At 64.8% G+C, this 17,254-nt stretch carries 9 protein-coding genes and 2 pseudogenes; 6 read left to right on the top strand and 5 right to left on the bottom strand.

What is annotated here, in order from left to right:
- Positions 1-317 precede the first annotated feature (317 nt).
- The 4 genes and pseudogenes from CRT60_RS01310 to CRT60_RS35410 all read left to right on the top strand — a co-directional run.
- Positions 318-1,490, top strand: coding sequence for a class I SAM-dependent methyltransferase (locus CRT60_RS01310; protein WP_098734648.1), 1,173 nt, complete (start codon positions 318-320; stop codon positions 1,488-1,490).
- Positions 1,491-1,900: 410 nt separating this feature from the next.
- Positions 1,901-3,484 carry a radical SAM protein gene (locus CRT60_RS01305; RefSeq protein ID WP_143273009.1) on the top strand — a complete coding sequence of 528 codons (1,584 nt, stop codon included), beginning with the start codon at positions 1,901-1,903 and terminating at the stop codon, positions 3,482-3,484.
- Positions 3,485-3,612: 128 nt separating this feature from the next.
- Positions 3,613-3,747: pseudogene (locus CRT60_RS01300) on the top strand (IS5/IS1182 family transposase); the annotation flags it as partial.
- Positions 3,748-3,755: 8 nt separating this feature from the next.
- Positions 3,756-3,896: pseudogene (locus CRT60_RS35410) on the top strand (IS110-like element ISAli16 family transposase); the annotation flags it as partial.
- A gap of 56 nt (positions 3,897-3,952) precedes the next feature.
- Here CRT60_RS35410 and CRT60_RS01295 read toward each other — a convergent pair.
- A complete protein-coding gene (locus CRT60_RS01295; protein WP_098734646.1) occupies positions 3,953-4,444 on the bottom strand; it encodes an RT0821/Lpp0805 family surface protein in 492 nt (163 codons plus the stop codon).
- Between the two features lie 186 nt (positions 4,445-4,630).
- Here CRT60_RS01295 and CRT60_RS01290 point away from each other — a divergent pair, with 186 nt between their 5' ends.
- The gene (locus CRT60_RS01290; protein WP_244592201.1) at positions 4,631-5,245 is read left to right on the top strand and encodes a GNAT family N-acetyltransferase; all 615 of its coding nucleotides are present in this window, start codon (positions 4,631-4,633) and stop codon (positions 5,243-5,245) included.
- A gap of 61 nt (positions 5,246-5,306) precedes the next feature.
- On the opposite strand, the gene CRT60_RS01285 is transcribed toward CRT60_RS01290, so the two are convergent.
- From CRT60_RS01285 to CRT60_RS01270, 4 genes are all read right to left on the bottom strand, one after another.
- Positions 5,307-5,627, bottom strand: a complete 321-nt coding sequence (locus CRT60_RS01285) for a DUF6916 family protein (protein WP_098734644.1) — start codon at positions 5,625-5,627, stop codon at positions 5,307-5,309.
- Positions 5,628-5,712: 85 nt separating this feature from the next.
- A complete protein-coding gene (locus CRT60_RS01280) occupies positions 5,713-6,384 on the bottom strand; it encodes a phage tail protein (RefSeq protein WP_098734643.1) in 672 nt (223 codons plus the stop codon).
- A gap of 138 nt (positions 6,385-6,522) precedes the next feature.
- Positions 6,523-7,236 carry a phage tail protein gene (locus CRT60_RS01275; RefSeq protein WP_244592200.1) on the bottom strand — a complete coding sequence of 238 codons (714 nt, stop codon included), beginning with the start codon at positions 7,234-7,236 and terminating at the stop codon, positions 6,523-6,525.
- Between the two features lie 96 nt (positions 7,237-7,332).
- Entirely contained in the window at positions 7,333-8,004 is a 672-nt protein-coding gene (locus CRT60_RS01270; protein WP_098734641.1) for a phage tail protein, read from the bottom strand.
- Positions 8,005-8,598: 594 nt separating this feature from the next.
- On the opposite strand from CRT60_RS01270, the gene CRT60_RS01265 reads away from it, so the two are divergent.
- Positions 8,599-17,254: autotransporter-associated beta strand repeat-containing protein (locus CRT60_RS01265; protein WP_204561551.1), on the top strand; the 8,656-nt coding region annotated here is incomplete at its 3' end.

The following is a 17,254-nucleotide window of genomic DNA, read 5'->3' as shown; positions in this document are numbered from 1 at the left end:
ACAATGTGTTAATTTATTGTTTTTCTTGGGGATTGGGGATAGCTTGCCGCAGCTTGCCGGGATGCAACTGCACAAATGCAAGTGCCGTTCGTTTGCCTTTGTTCCAGCAGAACGCTTCCATGTTCAGAACACCATGCTTGAACCTGTTTTGTATCTTGGGCTATCTCCAAACAAGGGATGCCGATTGTCTGGTTCAGTCGTCTGCGGTTTTTGGGGAGTGGCCTTTGGAACGATTGTTCCGCATAAGGCCTCCGCCTGCATAGAGGCCGAACCAAGAGCTTGGCACATTCCTGGACCGTCCATGGGGGTATAGGGCAATGAACTGGGTGCGCACTGACTGGCGTCGGGTTTCTCAACCGATTCGGCAGCTCTCTCTTTCCTCTCCCGTTGTGGAGACCGGAGCCGAATTGCTGGGAAGCGAACCGTTGCGCATTGTCACTCCCCCGTCGCGATGGTTCTACGCAGCCGGCTTCCCGCTAGACGAGGTATCGGCAGGCGGGAAGCCAAGTGGACCGATGGTGGTGCGGGTGACGATGAGTGTCCAGGAAGGGGCAGTCGGGATCGGCGTTCTGGCCGCGGACCGTTCCACGTTCCTCGATGAGCGCAGCGTGCATGCACCGGCCGACATCATCGTCGACCTTCTGGTGGAAGACGCTGCGGCCGCCTGCATGGTAATGCTGCGCAACCACCGCCCCGATGGAGCGAGCCGGGCTCAGATCGAAAATATCACCCTTCATCGAGCGGAGCGGATCGCGTCTCCCTTCGCAACGGCAGTGGTATCCCGCAACTTTGCCGCCGAGCCGGTTCCCATGGATGAGGGCACATCGGTATTCGATGACGCCGTGGCGACGGCCCTCAACCAAGCGCGTCTTGCCCATCTCGACACCCTGTCCCTGCCGCTCGACGGCAAATCGGTGCTCGACATCGGATGTGGTGTCGGCGCCTTCGCCGATTTTTATCTGGATCGTGGATGCCGCTATGTCGGGATAGATGGCCGAGCGGAGAACATCGCCGAAATGCGGCGGCGGCGGCCGGAAGCGGTCTGCGCCGTTGCGGATGTCGAGGTCGACGACCTGTCCGAGTTCGGCCGATTCGACGTCGTGCATTGCTATGGGCTGCTTTATCACCTGGAAAGCCCGATCAGGGCCCTGCGCGCACTGGCTGCAATTTGCGACAAGGTCCTCCTGCTCGAAACCATGGTCTGCGATGCAGACGATGCGGTCATGATGCTTGTCGACGAAAGCAAGACCTACAATCAGGCTCTGCGCGGGCTGGGATCCCGTCCCAGCCCGGCCTATATCGCCATGGCTCTCAATCGGATCGGCTTCGCTCATGTCTATGGCGTGGCCATCCAACCGGCCCATGAAGATTTTCAATGGACCGGAACAAACAGCCTGAAGCGTCGGATTGGCGACCATGATCTGCGCCGGATGTTCATCGCTTCCAGGGAACAGCTTGACCACCCTGCACTGGTGCCACTGGTCGTGTGAGGCGGAGGAACCGGCACCTCTCCCCTCCCACCGACGAGCACTGACAGTGGGAAATATTAGGCACAATTCCAGAATGGGATAATGGGTTGCTTTGAACATTCGAGCAATGATCTTGGTATTGCGGTCAGCAACCATGCGCATCGCCTTTCGATATCAGCTATTAACACTTTATTTATTAAAAGGTAACATTGTTTGGCCGAGCATTACTGATGCGCGGGAGATTTCATAGCGGCGTACAAAACAGAAAGTCTTCTGCAATTTTATATAGAAACAAATTGAGTGAGAGAAATTTTCTTGCACCCTTGATATACTTGTGCTGTCAATGCCATGCATTGAATAAATATTGCGAAAATACAGAACGAATATTCGTCGATCGTCTGGAATGGCCTGAACGCTGGATGGAGTGAGGAATGCAAAGCCAACGCTGCAACGCCCCCTGGTATGAATTGAATATTTCATGCCCAGACGAGCGCGTGAGCTGCTGCTGCTATTATAATGGCCCGATCGACCCTTATAAGATCGACGAGAAAAACGTCGATGCATACTGGAACAGTCACAATATGCAGCGCGTTAGAGAGCTTAACTCTAGCGTCGATAGCGATGAGAAAAACGGCTGCTCAAACTGCTTCTATTTTAATAATTTTAATAATGCAGATTACTTTTCTGGTTTGAACCCGGATTCTCCGCCACGCAATATGTCGGATCTGCAGAGAAAAAATTGGGAACTTTCTGTCAGTGAGTATGCCGCGGGTCGGACGAGTGTTGAATCTCGACCGATGCTCTATTACTTCAACTTTGGGTTCGCCTGCAATCTTTCCTGCATCCAGTGCATTCAGGTTCCTTATCGGACCACCAACAAGAAGCAGCTGAAAGCAGAAACGCTGTTTTCCTGGAAGGATGCTTTCCGGTCGGCTCTGGAAGTACGAGTGATCGGGGGAGAAGTCTTCGTTCTGCCGGAGGCCATCAAGTTTATCCGCTGGTTCATCGACCAGGATGATCTTGAGGATGTTACCCTTGGCATCATTACGAATGGCTCCCTGCTGCACAAGCATCTCAACACCCTCAAGCGCAAGCGCAAGCTAGTGCTTTCATTCAGCCTGGATTCGGTTGGGGAAAGCTACGAGGAGATTCGAACCGGGGGTGTTTGGAAGCAAGTCGCCGAAAACATTGCCGAATTCCTCAGCGTTGCTCAGGAGGAAGGGCGGGAATGGTCGGGAGCGATCGGCTCGGGTCTGATGCGGACCGGCTTGCGCCATTTGCCGGATCTGGCGGCCTGGGCCATGGACAATCGAATGGGAATTTCCTTTTTCGAAGTCGGCATGGTTCGCGGCAATGAGGCCGTGATCGAACATGAAAGCTATTTGTGGAATCCCTTGGTTCTGGATCATGTCCCCAACTGGTCGGAGAAGTTCGATCAAGCCATCGATATCTTCCGGACTCACGGCCACCCGCATACGGCTGATACCCTCGGCATCTTTCAGAAGACGCTGCACAGCAAGATCGAACGTGCCCGCCGCGAGGCGAGTGACTTCGACCGTTGGGAGGCTGAACGCGAAACCGTCCCTCTCTTCGACCTCCAACCGACCCAGGACAGCATCCACAACCTGATGCCTGTCGTCATCGGTGACGCCCTGGAAAAGGTGTTGGTCCCCGGCCCCGCTGGTCTTTGCTTCCGCCCAACCAAACTATACGACCATTTGGCCACGGAGTTCGTCGAGATCGAGCGCAACGGCGATCGCCAGCCGCTTCTTCGCTTGACTGTCGAATGGCCCGCAGATGTGAAGCCGGCCGATCAGTGCTGGATCATGGTGCAGGATCAGAACTTCAACTATACCAACGGCGTTCATCAAGAAACGCATGTTGGCGAAACGGTTCGTCTGGAAAAGCGCATCCGGCTCAAGGACCATGTCCGCCGTGTCCGCTTGATTCTTTACGGTAATGAACAAGAAGCCAAGCGTCTGCCGCTTTCGGTCAAGGTCATGCTCAGCCCTTGATCCATGCACAGACACACCGGACAGGTTCTCCCCCTTGTGTCTTTGACCTGAGCTAATAAGAGAGCTCCCCTGGGGAAGCGAGGGATGCCCCGCTTCCCCAGGGGGGATTGGCGCCCGTTTCCCCCCACGGCAGCGGCGAGCCGCCGGGGCCGGGGCGCAACGGCGACCGCGACTTTCATGGCGAGAAGCGGTCCAACGAGCCCCACACCTCAACCAGCGATCCCGAGGCGCGGCTGTACCGCAAGGGCAACGGACAGCCAGCCAACTCACCGCCCTTACCGCCATGCGCTACGACGACAGACCCAAGGCCTTCTATCAGCGTCTTCGTGACGCCGGAAAGCCGGGAAAGGTCGTCGTCGTCGCTGTCATGCGCAAGATGCTCACCATTCTCAACGCCCGCATCCGGGACGCTACCCACCCAGACGCAATCTGAAAGACAGTTGCTGGAGGGGAGGCTTGACGAGCAGTTTAACCCACGATCTTCCACGACCCGTCGGACTGGCGGCAGGCGGTGCCGAAGGCCTGTTCGGTGCGGCTGCCGACGACGATGGTCTGCTGGAACTCGCGGCAGTAGGAGCCGGAGCCGTCATAGCCGTCGCGGACCGGCACGACGGTGCCCTGGTTGCCGGACTGCGGGTTGTTCCAGCTGATCCGCTGGCCGATGGGCGCGCTGTAGGCCTGGTAGGCGGCGCGGTCGGCATATTGCTGGTCGGCGCGGTCGAGCGAGGCGCCGATCTCGCGGCCGGCGAAGGCGCCCAGCAGCGTGCCGATGCCGACCGCCACCAGCTTGCCCGAACCGCCGCCGAAGCGTGAACCGATCAGGCCGCCGGCGACGGCGCCGCCGACGGTGCCGACCCCCTCCTTGGTGCCCATCGACCCGGTCTGGCAGCCGGCCAGCATGGTGGACAGCGCAAGCACGGCGACGGCAGCGATACGGGTGGGGCGGATGTGGGCACGCATCGGAGTGGGCTTTCTTTTTTCCAAAGGGCGCTGTCTCCGTTTATAGCGCAAGCGTTGCCTTTTGTGCAGCCGGTCCATCCCGTTTTCCCGTCACATTTCCGTGCAGCCTGCTCCTGCCGGACCATCAACGGGTGTCTTGCCATCCACCCGCTCCTGGGGCTATCTAGATGGAATGTTTCCACCACCATGAAGAGTGATCGTATGGCGGCCTATCAGGGAAGCCTGCCATTGATGGGCGGCCTGTCGATGCGTCATCCCCGGCCTTCGGACGATGATTTCCTGCTGGGGCTGTTCATGGATGCCCGCCCCTGGCTCGCCCAGGCCCATCACGACCGCGATTTCATCCGCACGCTTTACGAACAGCAGTACAGTGCCATGCGGACCGGGCAGGAAACCCGCTATCCGCAGCATCTGGATTTCGTCGTGGAGAAGGTCGGGCAGCCGGTCGGCCGGATCGTCATGGATCTGGGGCGCTGGGACTGGCGCGTGGCCGAGGTCGAGATCCACAAGCTCGCCCGCGGCAAGGGCATCGGCACCGATCTGCTGCGCAGTCTCCAAGGCTCGGCGATGGAGCTTCGCCTGCCGATGACCCTGTCGGTGAGCGAGACGGATACGCGCGTCCACTGGTTCTACCACCGGCTGGGATTCGACCTGCTGGTGCAGGCTCCGCCGATGCTGGAGCTGATCTGGCTGCCGCCCGGCCATCCGGGCATCCAGCATCTGCCGCCGCAGATCCTGCCGCCCCAGCTGCGGCAGGGCGGCATCGCCGGTGCCCCGGCCATGCCGAAGGCCGGCCTTTGAAATGAGAACCGTCGCTCCCGCATGCGGGGCGGCGGTCCGCAGGCCGATTGTGCGGTTGCGGTCAGTTCATGACGAGTTCGAAGCAGGCCCGCGCCGGGTCGCGTGGAATCGACCGGACGACGAAGAACGGCCCCATCGCCCCCTCGGTCGGGTGATCGATCAGGTAATTGCCGTTCCCCAACCCGCTCTCCCCCGGCGTTTCGAACGTCAAGGCGAAGGATGTCCGCTTTGCCCAGCGGGGGGTGAACTCCGGTCGCTCGATAACAACGGTCAGTTCGACCTCGGCGATCAGGGACCGATCCTCCGGCGCCAGGAAGCGGAAGGTCTGGCCGACATGCGGCATGAAGGGTTCGGCGGACAGCGTGCTGTAATCGGCGGTCATGGCGGGCGTTCCGGAGGCAGGGTGGCGTTTTACGGGCGAAAGCGCCCCGGCCCGCAGAATGCGGAGCCGGGGCGCCAGCCTATGCTCAGTCGCGGGTCGGGAAAATACCCATGGTGACGATGTACATGGTGACCGCCAGATAGGGCTGCAGGTTCGTGAACGCAGCCGGCGTTGCCTGGCCGCCGCCCGGCGACACGGTGACCGCGCCGCCGCCGCCGGTGACGGTGACGGTGCCGGTGGCGGTGCCGATCAGGTTCGCACCGGCACCGGGGGCGGTGGCGGTGTAGGGGCCTTCGGTCTGCCAATCGGTGAAGGTGCCGGCGTCGCTGACCTTGACGCCGCCGAGATAGTTGGTGCCGGCCCCCGGCGTCGGCAGATTGGCCTGCGCCGTCGAAATCGGGATCGTCACGTTGGCGTTGATGGTCGAGCTGGACGAACCGCCGCCCGGCGTGAAGCTGGCGGCGTGGGTGTGCAGCGGCAGGTTGGTCAGGTTCAGCGTGCTGGCCGCCGTACCGCCGCTGGAAGCGACGTTCACGGTCGCGTTCAGATAGGGGCTGACGCCGGATCCCATGAGGACGCGGCCGCGCAGGTCCGGCACCTTGAAGTTCGGGTTACCGGTGCCGCCGTACAGGGTGCTGATGATCGCGTACAACGCCTGGTTCTGCGATACGGGCAGCTCCTGGCCCCAGCATTGGACGGTGCCCTGCGGCGCGAAGGTGCCGGCGAACGGGAAGATCAGGCCGAGATAAGCGTCCATGACGAAACCTCCAATATGACTAAGATTGATTGATGCGGACACCGACGCGCCGCCGCGGAGTGCGATGCGAACCGAGGGACGCGCACGGTGAAAAGTGTGAGGTGATGCGAATGGGCAGGTTGCCCTTGCAGCCGACCGTCAGTCGCGGGTCGGGTAATAACCCAAGGTGACGATGTACATGGTGACCGCCAGATAGGGCTGCAGGTTGGAGAACGCAGCCGGCACCGTCTGACCGCCGCCCGGTGACACGGTGACCGTGCCGCCGCCGCCGGTGACGGTGACGGTGCCGGTGGCGGTGCCGATCAGGTTCGCACCGCTACCGGGGGCGGTGGCGGTGTAGGGGCCTTCGGTCTGCCAATCGGTGAAGGTGCCGGCATCGCTGACCTTGACGCCGCCGAGATAGTTGGTGCCGGCCCCCGGCGTCGGCAGGTTGGCCTGCGCCGTCGAAATCGGGATCGTCACGTTGGCGCTGATGGTCGAGGTGGAGGAACCGCCGCCCGGCGTGAAGGTGGCGCCGTGGGTGTGCAGCGGCAGGTTGGTCAGGCCCAGCGTGGTGGTCGCCGTACCGCCGAAGTTGCCGGGATTCAGGCTCGTGTTCAGATACGGACTTTGGCCGGAACCGACAAGGACGCGGCCACGCAGATCCGGCACATTGAAAACGGTTCTCGAATCACCGCCATACAGATTGTATACAAGAGAAAACAATGCCTGATTTTGCTGTACGGTCATTTGCTGGCCCCAGCATTGAGCGGTGCCCTGCGGCGCGAAGGTGCCGGCAAACGGAAAGATCAGGCCGATATAAGCGTCCATGAAATAACCTCCAATATGATTAAGACCGATTGACGCGGACATTGACGCGCCGCTGTGGAATGCGACGCGAGCCGGGGGACGCGCACGGTAGAAAGTGTGAGGTTATGCGAATGGGCAGGTTGCCCTTGCAGCCGACCGTCAGTCGCGGGTCGGGTAAAGACCCATGGTGACGATGTACATGGTGACCGCCAGATAGGGCTGCAGGTTGGAGAACGCAGCCGGCGCTGCCTGGCCGCCGCCCGGGGACACGGTGACCGTGCCGCCGCCGGTGACGGTGACGTTGCCGGTGGCGGTGCCGATCAGGTTCGCACCGGCACCGGGGGCGGTGGCGGTGTAGGGGCCTTCGGTCTGCCAATCGGTGAAGGTGCCGGCGTCGCTGACCTTGACGCCGCCGAGATAGTTGGTGCCGGCCCCCGGCGTCGGCAGATTGGCCTGCGCCGTCGAAATCGGGATCGTCACGTTGGCGTTGATGGTCGAGGTGGAGGAACCGCCGCCCGACGTGAAGCTGGCGGCGTGGGTGTGCAGCGGCAGGTTGGTCAGGCCCAGCGTGGTGGTCGCCGTACCGCCGTGGGAAGCGACGGCCACGTTCGCGTTGTTCAGATAGGGGCTGACGCCGGATCCCATGAGGACCCGGCCGCGCAGGTCCGGCACATTGAAATTGGTTTTGAGATCGCCGCCGTAGAGATTGAAGACGAGGGAATACAATGCCTGATTTTGCTGTATGGCCATTTGCTGACCCCAGCATTGGGCGGTGCCATACGGCGCGAAAGTGCCGGCAAACGGGAAGATCAGGCCGAGATAAGCGTCCATGAGGAACTCTCCAAACCGATTGATGCAGAATTGTCGTGAGCGGCGATGAGCACCCACCGGCCGGAGGGAAGGCTCCGTGCTGGCAAGGTAGAAAGAATACGCGAATATTCTCCATAAACGCTAGTCTGTCCATATTGCATGGACAAGGATTTGCCTTTTCATAAATATTAACTATCCAAAAATCATACTATTATATGTAACGACATACCGCTGTATGCGTATTCGCGAGGAATTTTGACCGTTGCGAAAGGGTGCCGTGACAGATCTGAAACCTTTCAGACAATGTTTGACGAGATATTGCAAAATGAAGCGTGCTCTTGGCCATGCAGGAACACGAATCGGACAAAAAAGCATAGAGACTCCGCAACCTTGAGATCTCACGACGTTGTATGAATATGTGATTAGGTGGTATCTTCCCTCGAATATCACACTTATGGGTAACCGCTTCTGGCGCAAAGTCGGGCGGTCTGGTGAATGTCGGGGAGAGGGGCTATGGCGCGCATGCGTGGTGCGAAGGGCGTTGGCGGGAACGGCGGCTCCGGCAAGACGCGCAAACCGTCCCAATCCCCGTCCCAATCCCCGTCCAGGTTCGCCATGGCCCTGGAACAGCGCTTCATGTTCGACGCGGCCGGTGTGGCGACGGCGACCGATCCCGCGGCCGCGGTTCAACCGGACATCCACACCGACACGGTGGCGGCCGACCACGACGTGACGAAGACGGCCATCGTGGATGCGGTGGCGCCCGCCGCCGCTCCGGTGGCCGATGCGGCACCGGCTCCGCAGGTTCTTCGTCAGGCCGATCCGGCGGCGAACGGCGGGCGGAAGGAAGCGGTGTTCATCGACCGGAACGTCGCCGGCTGGCAGTCCCTGGTGGACGGCACGAATGCCGGCGTCGAGGTGGTCCTGCTCGATGCCTCCCAGGACGGCCTGTCGCAGATGGCCCGGTGGGCGGAGACGCACCAGGGATACGACGCCATCCATATCGTGAGCCACGGCAACGAAGGCTCCGTGAATCTCGGCGTCCTGACCTTGGATACGGCAACGATCGGCACACGCTCGGCCGACCTGGAAACCCTGGGGAAATCGTTGACCAGCGGCGGCGACCTGCTGCTGTACGGTTGTCAGGTGGCCGGCGGCGAAGGCCGGCTCTTCATCGACAGCCTGTCCCGTGCCACCGCCGCCGACGTCGGCGCCTCGCTGGACGTCACCGGTTCGGCAGGATCGGGAGGCAACTGGGTCCTGGAAGCGAATGCCGGAAGCGTCGAGCATGGGGTGCCGTTCGACGCCGCCACGGTGTCCGCGTTCGACACCGCATTGACGGCGCCGCTCAAGAGCACCACCCTGACCTTCGGCACGACGGGTGCCGTAATCTCCAATACGAACACCAACTTTACCGCATCGGCATCGGACATTAAGACTGAGAGTGGCGGTTCGACGGCCAGCGGCCTGAATGTCTCTGGAACTGGAACCTCGAACGTCACCATCAGCTACAATGCCACCGATGCCGCGAAATCCGGCATCGCGGCAACCGGCGATGCCGCGTTGACCTTCGGAACCTCCAGCGAGGCCTTGCTGAGCGCAACCATTTCAAGCAATGACGGCAGTGCCTTTGCGCTCACCTCCTTCGACTGGGGATATTACCGGATCGCCGGCGCCACGGATGGCTCGGTCTCCGTGACGATCACCGCGCATCACCTTCAGCGTGGAACCGTCACGGTTTCGAACACCACATTTTCGGAAGAATCCGCTCAGGCCTTCTCGAACCAGGAAGCGTTCAGGAACATCGATTCGTTCACCATCACCTTTTCGCAGGGCATTCGAATCCTGCAGATCGACAATCTGCTGCTCGGCAACGCGGTTCCCGATACCGGAGGCGGCGACACCACCCCTCCGACGGTGAGCAGCATCGCGCTGTCCGGCAGCCCTGCGGCAAACGCCTCATCCGTCAGCTATACGGTCACCTTCAGCGAAGACGTGTCGGGCGTGGACGCCAGCGACTTCAGCCTGGCGAAGACGGGCACGGCGGACGGGACGATCGGGTCGGTCACCCAGGTGTCGGCCAGCGTCTATACGGTTTCGGTAACCGGCATCTCCGGGGCCGGCACGCTGGGGCTGAACCTGAATGGCAGCGGCACCGGCATCCAGGACACGGCGAACAACGCCATCGCGACGGGCTCGACCGGCCCCACCCGGACGGTGGACACGGTGGCGCCGACCTTCGACGTCGCCGCCGCGGCGTCCGGCAGCACTTCCACCGGCTTCTCCCTGTCCACCAGCCTCAACGAGGCCGGCACCGTCTATTACGTCATCGTCGCCGATGGCGCCACCGCCCCCACCTCGGCCCAGATCAAGGCGGGCCAGGATTCCACCGGGTCGGCCGCCTTGAAATCCGGCAGTTCGGCCGCCACGACGGGCAGCTTCGACAGCAGCTTCAGCGCCGTCACCGGCCTGACCGCGGGCACCGCCTACGATGTGTATTTCGTTGCCGAAGACACCCTCGGCAACCTGATGGCGTCGCCCACCAAGGTCGACGCCAGCACGCTTTCAAGCAATACCGACCCGGTGATCGGCAACCTGAACGGCGACAGCGTCGCCTGGGCCGGCGAAGGCCAGACGGTGCTGCTGGATACCGGCGCCGCCGCAACCGCATCCGATACGGAGAACGGTGCAAGCAGCTGGAACAACAGCGTCCTGACGATCCGCCGCTCGGTCTCGGGTACGGCGACGCCGTTGGTGTCGGACATCTTTTCGTTCAACAGCAACGCCGCCTTCTCGGAAAGCGGCGGCACCCTGCTGGACAGCGCGAACTCCAACACGGTCTTCGGCACCGTCACCAACACGAACGGCACGCTGACCGTCACCTTCAACGGCAGCGCCACCGCGACGCTGATCCAGACGGTGATGAACAACATCCTGTACCGGAACGACACGCCGACCGGCGACACCGTGATCCGCTACAGCCTGACCGACGGCAACGGCGGCAGCACCACCGCCGACGTGACGGTGACCAGCGACACCATCTATGTCACCAACAACGCCGACGCCGGGGCCATCGATGTGTCGGACGGCGTCAGCCTGCGCGAGGCGGTGGCGATCGCCCTGGCCGACACCACCGGCACCCAGACCATCAAGTTCGCCAGCGGGCTGGCCAACGACACCATCACGCTCGGTTCCGGTCTGTCGGTCACGGAGAATCTGACCTTCGACGCCGATGCCGCCGGCAGCCTGACCATCGCCGGCAGCACCATCACCGTGTCGACGGGAACGGTACTGACCCTCAGCAACGGCAGCGGCGACACGCTGACCGTCTCCAGCAAGATCTCCGGCAGCGGTGCGGTGACCAAAACCGGCGCCGGCACGGCGACGCTGAGCGGCGGCAACGACTACAGCGGCGCCACCACCATCGGCGCCGGCACCCTGACGGTCAGCGGCGGCATCGGCGACAGCAGCGCCGTGACGGTGGCGAGCGGCGCCACGCTGGAACTGACCGGCAGCGAGACCATCGGGTCGCTGACCGGCAGCGGCGCCGTCACGCTGGGCGGCAACACGCTGACCACCGGCGGCGACAACACCAGCACCAGCTTCGACGGCGTCGTCAGCGGCACCGGTGGCCTGTCCAAGGCGGGCAGCGGCACCCTGACCCTGACCGGCACCAACAGCTACACCGGCACCACCACCGTCGGCGCCGGCACGCTGGAGCTGAACAGCAGCGCCGGCACCGCGCTCGCCGACGGCAGCGCCGTGACGGTGACGAGCGGCGCCACGCTGAAGCTGTCGGCGGCGACCGAGACCATCGGCACGCTGACCGGGGTCAGCGGCGCCACGCTGGCGCTGGGCGGCAACGCCCTGACCGTCAAGCAATCGACCAACGGGACCTTCAGCGGCGCCATCACCGGCACCTCGTCGGGCAGCCTGATTCTGAACGCCGATGCCGACAGCAGGAGCCTGACGCTGGATGGCACCGCCAACAGCACCGGCTTCGCCGGCGGCATCACCGTCACCAAGGGCTGGCTGGTCGCGACATCCGACAGCAATCTCGGCGCCGGTACCCTGACGCTGAACGGCGGCACCCTGCGGCTGAGCGGCGCCGTCGGCACCATCGACAACGCCATCGCCGTCGGCAGCAGCGGCGGCAGCATCAGCGTCGCGCCCAGCGGCAGCGTCACCCTGTCCGGCGCCATCAGCGGATCGGGCACCCTGACCAAGACCGCCTCCGGCAACCTGGCCCTGTCCGGCGACAACAGCAGCTTCAGCGGCGCCTTCGCCATCAACGCCGGCACGGTCACCGTCAGCAACGCCAACGCGCTGGGCAGCACCGCCGGCGGCACCACGGTGGCGGACGGCGCAGCACTCTCCCTGTCGGGCGGCATCACCATCGCCGAGAACCTGACCCTGTCGGGCACCGGCGTCTCGTCGGGCGGCGCGCTGGTCAGCGCCAGCGGCACCAACACGGTCAGCGGCACCGTCACGCTGAACACCGACACCACCGTCACCACCACCAGCGACCTCACCCTGTCGGGCGTGATCAGCGGCAGCAACGGCCTGACCAAGGCGGGCAGCGGCACCCTGACCCTGTCGGGCAGCAACACCTACACCGGCGCCACCACCGTCAGCGCCGGCACCCTGGCGCTGAACAGCAGCACCGGCACCGCGCTCGCCGATGGCAGCGCGGTGACGGTGGCGAGCGGCGCCACGCTGACGCTGTCGTCGGCCAGCGAGACCATCGGGACGCTGTCCGGCGTCAGCGGCAGTACGCTGGCCATCGGAGCCAACGCCCTGACCGTCAGCCAGGGCAGCGCCGGAACCTTCAGCGGCGTCATCACCGGATCGGGCAGCCTGATCAAGACCGGAAACTTCAACCTGTCGCTGGGCGGAACCACCAACCGCGCCAATTTTTCCGGAACCATCACCATCGACGGGGCCGGCCAGCTGGTGGTGGGGTCCGCCGACGCCCTGGGCAGCGGCGACGTCACCCTGACCAATGGCGGCGAGCTACGCCTCAGCGGCAACATCACCGTCCCCAACAACATCGTCGTCGGCACCGGCGGCGGTTCCATCGCCGCTCTCTCAGGGAACAGCTCCGTCATCTCCGGCACGATCAGCGGATCGGGCGCGTTGGCCAAGACCGCCGGCGGCACGCTGACCCTGTCGGGCGACAACAGCGGCTTCACCGGCAGCATGAGCGTCAACGTCGGTATCTTGATCGTCAGCAACGCCAACGCGCTGGGCAGCACCGCCGGCGGCACCACGGTGGCGAGCGGCGCGGCGCTGTCGCTGTCGGGCGGCATCACCATCGCCGAGAACCTGACCCTGTCGGGCACCGGCGTCTCGGCGGGCGGCGCGCTGATCAGCGCCAGCGGCACCAACACGGTCAGCGGCACCGTCGCCCTGGCGGCCAACACCACCGTCACCACCACCAGCGACCTCGCCCTGTCGGGTGTGGTCAGCGGCGCCTATGCCCTGACCAAGTCGGGCACCGGCAGCCTGACCCTGTCGGGCAGCAACACCTACACCGGCGCCACCACGATCAGCACCGGCACGCTGGTCGCCGGCCACAACAACGCGCTCGGCACCACCGCGGGCGGCACCACGGTGGCGAGCGGCGCCACCCTGGCGGTGGCGAACGGCGTCACGCTGACGGAAGCGCTGACCCTCTCCGGCACCGGCGTGTCGTCCGCCGGTGCGTTGCAGGTCACCAGCGGCAGCGGCACGGTCGGCGGCGCCGTCACCATGGGCGCCAACACCACCATCGGCGTGTCGGGCACCGGCCTGACCCTGTCGGGCGTGGTCAGCGGCGCCTATGCCCTGACCAAGGACGGCAGTGGAATGCTGACCCTGTCGGGCGACAACACCTACACCGGCGCCACCACCGTCAGCGCCGGCGTCCTGTACATCACCCACGCCAACGCGCTGGGCACCACCGCCGCCGGCACCACCGTGTCCAGCGGCGCCACCCTGCGCATCGGAAACGGCCTGACCATCGCCGAGAACCTGACGATCAGCGGGATCGGCGTGTCGTCCGGGATCGGTGCGGTGAAGGTCAACGGCGGAACGGCCACCATAACCGGCACCGTTACCCTGGCGGCGAACGCCGACATCGGCTCCTACAACAGCGGCGATACGCTGACGATCAGCAGCACGGTGTCCGGCGCCTACAACCTGACCAAGGTCGGCGCCGGCACGGTGGTGCTGAGCGGAACCAACGGCTACACCGGCACCACCACCGTCAGCAACGGCACCCTGTCGATCGCAGGGTCCGGCAACATCAGCAGCGCCGGCATCACGCTGGACGGCGGCACCCTGGACGTGACCGGCAGCGCCGTCACGCTGGCCAACGCCATCGCGCTGGGCAGCGGCCACGGCACCGTCAGCGTCGGCACCGGCAACGCGCTCACCCTGTCGGGCGTCATCAGCGGAGCCTACAACCTGACCAAGTCGGGCGCCGGCACGCTGACCCTGTCCGGCACCGGAACCTACACCGGCACCACCACGGTCGGCGCCGGCACGCTGGTCGTCACCGGCACCCTGAACGGCGCTTCTGCCGGCGCGGTCACGGTGGGCAACGGCGGCACGCTGGCAGGCACGGGCACCGTCAATGGCGGCCTGACCGTGCAGTCGGGCGGCACGCTGTCGCCGGGCATCGCCGGCACCAACAATGGCGTCGGCACCCTGACCGTCAACGGCGGCCTGACCATCCAGTCCGGCGGCACCCTGGCGGTCGATCTGGCCAGCACCAGCAGCTACGATCAGGTGAACGTCACCGGGGCGGTGAACGTCGGCAGCGCCACCCTGACCGCCGGCGGCAGCTACACGCCGGTGAAGACGGTCAGCGGCGACAGCTTCGCCATCGTCACCAACGATGGCAGCGACGCCGTCACCGGCACCTTCAACGGGCTGGCGTCGGGCGCCGCGCTGACCCTGAACAGCGGGTCGATCACGATCAGCTATGCCGCCGGCAGCAACAGCAACGACGTCGTACTGACCGGGCCGGCCAATCAGGCGCCGGTACTGGGCGGCACCTTCACCACCGCCGGCACGGTCGACGACAACGCCACCGCCACGCCCTTCACCAACGTGACGGTGACGGATGCCGACGACACCACCGGCACCTTCACCGTCACCATCACCTACACCGCGGCCAACGGCACGCTGTCGAGCGCCGGCGGCGGGCTGACCGGCACGGCCGGCAACTACACCCTGACCGCCACCACGCCGGGCGACCTGCAGACCCTGCTGCGGGCGCTGGTCTTCACCCCCACCAACAACCAGGTGGCGCCCGGCAGCACGGTGCAGACCACCTTCAGCCTGACCGCCAGCGACGGCGTCGGCAGCAGCAGCGCCAACACCAGCACGGTGGTCACCGCCAGCTCGATCAACGACACGCCGACCGACATCGCCCTGTCGAACAGCTCGATCAGCATCTTCGAAGGCGCCAACGGCGTGGTCGGCACCCTGTCGGCCACCGACGCCGACACCGGCCAGACCCTCACCTACACGCTGGTCAGCGGTACCGGCGACACCAACAATGCGCTGTTCAACATCTCCGGCACCTCGCTGCAGGCGACCAACGCCGCCACCCTGACCGGCGGGCAGAGCTATTCGGTCCGCGTCCGGGTCAGCGACGGCACCGCCACCTACGAGAAGACCTTCAGCATCAGCGTGACGAGCGACCTCGTGGTCGACATCACCGCCATCGACAGCAACACGCCGGTCGGCACCTATGCGGCCGACAAGGCCGACGGCGGCGGCCTGGACCTGCGGGAAGCGATAACCCTCGCCAACAACCTCACGGGGGCCATCACCATCCGCTTCGCCAGCACGCTGAGCGGCACCATCACGCTGCCCGTCGCCCTGACGGTGCGCAGCGGCGTGACGCTGGCGATGGACAGCGATACCGACAGCCGGTCGATCACCATCACCGGCAACGGCTTCACGCTGGGCAGCAGCTTCGACGTCAGCGTCGGCGAAGGCGACACGCTGACGATCAACTCGACCCTGGCCGACAACGGCACCGACACCGCGGCCCTGACCAAGGCCGGCACCGGCGCGCTGGTGCTGGGCGGCACCAACAACACCGCCAGCGGCAACACCGGCATCAACACCATCACCGTCAGCGCCGGCACCCTGTCGGTGGCGGGCGACGCCAACCTGGGCACCGATGCGGTGACGATGGCCGGCGGCACCCTGGCCGTCACCGGCGCCACCACCATCGACAACGCCATCGCCCTGTCGTCCGACAGCAGCATCACCAACCCCAACGCCGTCACCCTGTCCGGCGCCATCACCGGGACCGGCGGCCTGACCAAGCTCGACAGCGGCAAGCTGACCCTGAGCAATGCCGGCAACAGCTGGTCCGGCGGCATCACGCTGCGCGGCGAGGTGGAGCTGGGCGCCACCGGCACCATCGGCAGCGGCACCATCACGCTGAACGGCGGCACGCTGACCACCACGGCCTCCAGCCAGACGCTGACCAACGCCATCGCCATCGGCAGCAACGACGGCACGGTGAAGACCGCCAACGCCCTGACCCTGTCCGGCATCGTCAGCGGCAGTGGCGCCCTGACCAAGACCGGCGCCGGCACGGTGACCCTGTCGGGGACCAACACCTACACCGGCGCCACCACCGTCAGCGCCGGCACCCTGAGGGCGTCGGGCGGCAGCGCCATCGGCGACGGCAACGCCGTATCGGTCGGGGCAAACGGCACGCTGAACCTGTCGGCCAACGAGACCATCGGATCGCTGAGCGGTTCCGGCGCGGTGACGCTGGGGGGCTATACCCTCACCACCGGCGGCGCCAACAGCGACACGACCTTCTCCGGCGTGCTGTCCGGCACCGGCGGCCTGACCAAGACCGGCAGCGGCACGCTGACCCTGACGGGCGCCAACAGCTACACCGGTTCGACCACGGTTTCCGCCGGCACGCTGGCGGCGAGCGGCAGCGGCACCGTCGGCAGCGGCAGCGCGGTGACGGTGGCCTCCGGCGCGACCCTGAGTTCGACCGCGGCCAGCCTGTCGCTGGGCTCTCTGGCGGGTGACGGCACCGTCTCGATCGGCGCCAACACGCTGGAGGCCGGCAGCAACGACGCCAACACCGGCTTCTCCGGCACCCTCAGCGGCTCCGGCGACTTCTACAAGCGGGGCACCGGCACCCTGACCCTGTCGGGCACCAACAGCAGCAGCTTCACCGGCACCATGACGGTGCGGGACGGCGGCACGCTGAGCGTGGCCGGCGACGCCAACCTGGGCGCCG

The sequence above is a fragment of the Azospirillum palustre genome, from assembly GCF_002573965.1.
GTDB classification, from domain to species: domain Bacteria; phylum Pseudomonadota; class Alphaproteobacteria; order Azospirillales; family Azospirillaceae; genus Azospirillum; species Azospirillum palustre.
Note: the sequence above shows the minus strand (reverse complement) of the source record. Positions and strands in the feature narration are given on the sequence as shown.